The sequence below is a fragment of the Limosilactobacillus panis DSM 6035 genome, assembly GCF_001435935.1.
In the GTDB taxonomy this organism is placed as follows: domain Bacteria; phylum Bacillota; class Bacilli; order Lactobacillales; family Lactobacillaceae; genus Limosilactobacillus; species Limosilactobacillus panis.
Genome location: NZ_AZGM01000014.1, coordinates 1 through 5,759, shown reverse-complemented (window position 1 = coordinate 5,759; position 5,759 = coordinate 1). Strand labels below are relative to the sequence as shown.

The 5,759-nt window shown below is 44.9% G+C and carries 5 protein-coding genes and 1 pseudogene; 3 read left to right on the top strand and 3 right to left on the bottom strand.

Going from position 1 to position 5,759, the window contains the following annotated elements; genetic code table 11:
- Nucleotides 1-76: 76 nt before the first annotated feature.
- Both FD32_RS00655 and FD32_RS00650 read right to left on the bottom strand, forming a co-directional pair.
- Entirely contained in the window at nt 77-499 is a 423-nt protein-coding gene (locus FD32_RS00655; RefSeq protein WP_047767866.1) for a MarR family winged helix-turn-helix transcriptional regulator, read from the bottom strand.
- 5 nt (nt 500-504) lie between these two features.
- Complete coding sequence (locus tag FD32_RS00650; RefSeq protein WP_082126029.1) at nt 505-1,818, bottom strand: MFS transporter; 1,314 nt, start codon at nt 1,816-1,818, stop codon at nt 505-507.
- A 253-nt stretch (nt 1,819-2,071) separates the two neighbouring features.
- On the opposite strand from FD32_RS00650, the gene rlmD reads away from it, so the two are divergent.
- Both rlmD and FD32_RS00640 read left to right on the top strand, forming a co-directional pair.
- On the top strand, nt 2,072-3,448 hold the full coding sequence (gene rlmD / locus FD32_RS00645; protein ID WP_082611615.1) for a 23S rRNA (uracil(1939)-C(5))-methyltransferase RlmD: 1,377 nt from the start codon (nt 2,072-2,074) through the stop codon (nt 3,446-3,448).
- 355 nt (nt 3,449-3,803) lie between these two features.
- Nucleotides 3,804-4,880: pseudogene (locus tag FD32_RS00640) on the top strand (ISL3 family transposase); the annotation flags it as partial.
- A 94-nt stretch (nt 4,881-4,974) separates the two neighbouring features.
- Here the strand turns inward: FD32_RS00640 and FD32_RS00635 are convergent.
- Entirely contained in the window at nt 4,975-5,175 is a 201-nt protein-coding gene (locus FD32_RS00635) for a cold-shock protein (RefSeq protein WP_047767872.1), read from the bottom strand.
- A gap of 267 nt (nt 5,176-5,442) precedes the next feature.
- Here FD32_RS00635 and FD32_RS00630 point away from each other — a divergent pair, with 267 nt between their 5' ends.
- Nucleotides 5,443-5,718 (top strand): HEPN domain-containing protein, encoded by a 276-nt coding sequence (locus FD32_RS00630; protein WP_337588848.1) that lies wholly within the window; start codon nt 5,443-5,445, stop codon nt 5,716-5,718.
- Nucleotides 5,719-5,759: the final 41 nt, after the last annotated feature.

The window sequence follows — 5,759 nt, the reverse complement described above, 5'->3', positions numbered from 1 at the left end:
AATATGCCCTGTGATACCAAGGGATCAGTCTGTCTTCATACTTTCAAGTTTCAGTATTCTAAATAAAAAGATTAAATCATTTACGGTTAATAAAGTTTTGCCGAGTATCATAGAGTAGTTGTTGAAATTTTTTCTGTTGCGCAATCGGTAATGTAGCCAGTGCTTCGCGGTTAACTTGTTCGGTAATGGCGTGTAACTGTGGAAGGATTGCTGTACCCTTGGCGGTTAAATATAGTGCGCTCTGTCGACCATCGTTTGCTGAACGCCGCTTTTCAATCCAGCCTTGTTTAGCTAAACGGTCGACTTGCCGTGTAATACTTGATTGGTCCCGGACAATCCTGGTTGCGAGCCCGGATTGACTAACCCCCGGTGTTTTTTCAATAATCATTAAGTAATAATAGTTGATTTCTGATAACGCTAGTGGCTGCAATAAGTGGTCTAAACGCCGGCGAATTAGGGCGTTTAGGATTGCTACTTGCCCGACAAAATCTTCTTGCATCGTTCTTAATGTGCTCCTTTCTTACATGCATATATTAAGCAGCCAGCCAGTGATAAGATGGCGAAAAGCAACGTCAATCCCATTGCCCAACGCATTCCCATAACCGAGTTATTTGGAACATCACTAATGACTACGACCAACGTAACTGCTAGGGCACCGGCAATTTGACGAAGGGCGTTGCTCATTGCGGTTGCCTGCCCAATATCGGATTTACGCATGCCCCGGTACGACTCTGACATTGTAGGTACAAACGCCATGCCGATACCAATCATCCGTCCTGTGTAAAGGAGAGTAAGGGTTAGTAAGGAAATATGAGCGGTAATCACCAGAGTAGGTAGCGTCGTAACGACACATAAGATTAGTCCCGGAATAGCCAGACGGTTAACGCCAATGCGGTCGTATAGTCGGCCGACAATCATCCCCGTGATCGCGTCTAAAAAAGCACCGGGGAAAAGGATTAATCCCGCTACCATACTAGAAACGTGGAGACTGTTTTGCGCAAAGACCGAAACCATCTGTTCAGCACTAAGGAGAGTCATGAACAGGAAGGCACCGGCGATTAACATTAAGCTAAAGGACCAGTAGTGAAAAACCCGGAAGTCCAGGAGCAGCTTGGTTAATTTCTGCTGGTGCTGATAAAAAGCTATTGATACTATAACCTCAATTAATAGCATTGGGCAAGCAAGGAGTGGCGTCGTACTGACCAGAGAAAAGCCAGCCATGAAAAGTCCAGGACCCAAGATGAGCTCAATAATCGAGCGTTGATCCAGCATGAGATGGTGGGCGACGGTAAAGGCAGGCATCACGGCCCAGCCGGCTAGTAGGGTGAAGATCATAAAGGGAAGAACGACCCAGAAAATTGAGCGCCATCCCCAAAGATGCATCGTAAAACCTGCCAGTGTGGGACCAATCGCTGGACCAAACGCAATAACGAGGGATGATAGTCCCATAATGGTTCCCCGTTTCTGTGGTGGATAGATTGAAACCAGAACAGTCATCTGAAAGGAGATTAGTACCCCACCAGCCGCGGCTTGGATGAGGCGGGCAATCAAAAGGCAGGTAAAGTTTGGTGCCAGGCAACCAAGGATGGTACCCAGAATAAAGAGGCTAATGATCCCCGAGAATAGCTGCCGGTTATTATACTTTTCGTAAAGGTTAGCCGACAGCGGGGTGGTAATTCCGAGTACGAGGGTGTAGCCGGTAGTGAGCCACTGCACCAGGTTGAGTGGCTGCCTCATCTCAGCTTGAACCACCGGTACGGCGGTGACAATCATCGTCTGACTCATTAGACCGATAAATGATGCTAGCAAAAGAAGCATCGCGGTTAAAGTTCGTTGACGGTTAGTAATGTTAAGAATAATTATTCCTCCTCATAATAAAATGCATCTGCATGTATTTACGAGTGAAATTATAGATGCAGATGCATTTATTTGTCAAGGTGGAACCAATCCTTATTATTGTCGGCGGTGCGGTACGCATGACTAAGCCAGTATACGGACTTAAAGGGGGGCTGGTTACTAGCGGGGGATGCCGTGTATAATAGGGCGTAAGACCATTAATGGAGGAAGAAAAATGAAGGTTCAAATACCAGTACATAAGAACAACGATTACCAGGCAGAAGTGACCGACCTGACCTACGAGGGCAATGGGGTCGTTAAGGTTGACGACTTCCCAATCTTCGTGCCCAACGCCTTACCGGGGGAAAAGATTACCGTGCGGGTGACCAAGGTAGCCCGCCACTTTGCCTGGGGCCGGGTGATGGAATGGCAGAGTAAGAGCCCGGACCGAGTCGACGTCAAAGATAAGAAGTATATTCAGACGGGGATTGCACCTCTGGGGCACCTGAAGTATGCGGCTCAGCTGAAGTTTAAGCAGCACCAGATTAAAGAACTTCTGGAAAAGGCCCACCTGGGAGATATCGAAGTCCTGCCAACGATGGGGATCGACCGACCTTACCACTACCGGAATAAGGCCCAAGTCCCGGTCAAGATGGTGCGCGGCCAGCTGCAGACTGGCTTTTACAAGCGGGGGAGCCATACCCTGGTACCGATTGAGGACTTCTATATTCAAGACCCGCAGATTGATAAAGCAATCGTTGTGGTCCGTGACCTCTTACGGAAGCACCATGTGACTCCGTATGACGAGCGGACGGGCAAGGGCGTCATTCGAACGGTGATGGTGCGTCGTGGTTACTACAGCCATGAGGTGATGGTCGTTTTGGTCACCAACACGAAGCGGCTCCCGATGGCCCAGCAGATTGTGGCCGGTATCGTGGCCGGCGTGCCGGAAGTGAAGAGCATTGTCCAGAATATCAATGATAAGAAGACGAACCGCCTGCTAGGTGACCGTGATCAGACCCTGTGGGGAGCCGACGAGATCCATGACCAGTTACTGGGGATTGACTTTGCTATTTCGCCGCTGTCGTTTTACCAAGTCAACCCGCAACAGACGGAGCGCCTCTACCAAACTGCCATTGATAATGCCGGTCTGGATGGTAGTCAGACGGTGATTGACGCCTACTGCGGGATTGGGACGATTTCCTTAGCCGTGGCCAAGCATGCTAAGCAGGTTTATGGGGTGGAAATTGTGCCCGCCGCGATTGAAGATGCCAAGCACAACGCCAAGCGGAACGGAATTCGGAATGCGGAATTCGTGGTCGGTAAGGCGGAAGAACAATTTACCAAGTGGCAAGCAGCGGGACTGGAGCCGGACGTAGTGATTGTGGACCCACCACGCAAGGGCCTTGCGGAATCTTTAATTGAGGCGACTGGCAAGATGACACCACGGAAAGTGATTTACGTTTCCTGCAATCCGGCCACCCTGGTGCGGGATATTCAACGTTTCGGTGAGCGGGGCTACCACGTTGTCAAGCCAATCCAGCCCGTCGACCAGTTCCCACAGACGACGCATGTTGAGAGTGTTACTGTCCTTGAACGCACAGAAAAATAGCCGACAAACCGCGTTATAATGGCATTTATAGATGATTGAAAGTGTACTTTTTCCCTTCTGAGCTATTGGAAAAAGTACACTTTTTCTATTTGAAGCTGGCGGGTCGAGTGTTCTATGTCCTATTTCGATAGTCGAGTAGGTGAATGTCCAGTTTGGCAGGTCGTGTCGATTAGGGTAGTGGAAGTAGAGGTGAGCCTTGATATGGTAGCGTTTGTGGTATGTACGAATCGGTCAGTTTGGTACTAAGGATTGAGTTAACAAAAATAATATTGAATTTATGCTAATTCGGTTAGAATATCGAAAATTCGCAGGAGAGTTGTATACTCGACGTATATGACAAAAATTATTCTTTTAACCTTCATCAGCTTGTCCATCAACGATTACGGAGTTAGCTAAGGTCAAGGACATTAAATATCGTCATCACATCAGCCAAGCAATTAAACAACAGGTGATGATACAACTAACTACCAATGAGTACCAAATTGATATCGCCAAGGAACTGGGAATCTCTGACTGGACTGTTAGACTGGTTATTTTTAACCTGGATCAATTTTTCAAACCAAACTATCATTGGTTACCTCGCCATATTGCCTTTGATGATTTTAAATCTGGTCGCTTTGCACCCAGTGGAATGAGTATGATCCTGATGAACATTGAAAATCATCGTACCATTGATATTATTCTGTCACGACGTAATCGCTACTTGCGTAATTACTTTCTGCGCTACGATCGTGCGGCTCGTCTGGCAGTGCGCACGGTTACGGTTGACCTGTATACGCCTTATCGTCATCTTATTCATGAACTATTTCCCCATGCCATAATTATTGCCGACCACTTTCATGTGGTCGCTCAAGCTTACCGGGCTTTGAGTAAAATTCGGGTTAAAGCTATGAACCAAGCTGGCAATGGGAGCCATCAATGGCGGGCACTCAAGCATTTCTGGAAATTAATCCTAACCCCAGCGGGGTTACTCAAATATGATAACTATTGGTCACGTCGTAATTTTGGCTATACTCAGTTGACCGACGTTGAAGTTATTCAACGCTTACTGGCTTTCAATGATGATCTTAAACAAGCTTATCGTTATTATCAGGACCTTATTCTCGCGATCAATCATCGTAGTAAGGATGAACTCAATCATTTACTCGCGATTAAATGGACCCAGCTTCCCCAATCACTTCAAAAAGTTCAACGGACTCTCCGGAGGAATCGTAAAGAGATTATCACCAGCTTTAAATATGGTGACTACACGAATGGTCCAGTCGAAGGAACTAACAATAAGATCAAAGTTATTAAACGAACTGCTTATGGCTTTCGTAACTTCTTTAATTTTCGGGCTCAAATCCTGCTTGCCCTTCCTAACTCATACTTTGCCATCAACTGGAAGAATAAAAGAACAGCTCATGTCCAATCTCAGACACGAGCTGTTTGAAAAGTTATTCAAATTTTTCTATCAGTACTTTTTGACGAAGAGCCATAAAAAAGAACTGCTCCATCAAAAGCAGTTCTTCATAATATTAGACAAATTATTGTGGAACAACATTAGTCGCTTGAGGTCCTCGATCGGCTTGTTCAACATCGTAACTAACTTTTTGCCCTTCCTCAAGACTCTTAAAACCGTTAGTTTTAATTGATGAAAAGTGTACGAATACATCTTTACCATCTGAACCAGAGATAAACCCATAGCCCTTATCAGCATTAAACCATTTTACAGTACCATTTTGCATATATATATCCTCCTAGGAATCAAACCAAAGTAACCAAATTGAATTAACACCTAAGAAAATAATAGATAGCAAAAATGAATGATACTTATAACTTCCTGATGTGTTAATCTGAATAATTTTAACACTTTAATTCGCTGTATGCAACCCTAAATAATTCAAGCGCACAGTTTTTCATATGACTATAATGATGTCCAATCGAAGTTGCTCAGTGTGATAAATAATTGGGTAAGTTCCTCAAAAGAGTTACAGTTACTGGTGGATGACTATTTGTTAACGGTTAACTACAGGTCGGTAATTGAAAATGATCTTGTCAATTATACACAAGGCATTGAATCGTATTTTAGAAATGAACGTCTTACTTTGAGGGATAAAATAAACAAATTTATTGAGGAATTGCCTGAATCCTATAGAGAACTATTATCTGAACACGTTGGAAATACAGATGATTGGATTGAAAAGCTTGTAAGTACAAGGGTATTCCTAACACACGGAGATAGAGAAAATATGGCGGTATCTAATCCTTATAAGGTAAGCACCGAATAACAACACGTCTATATTTTCAATTTGAGGTCTCCTATACTGAT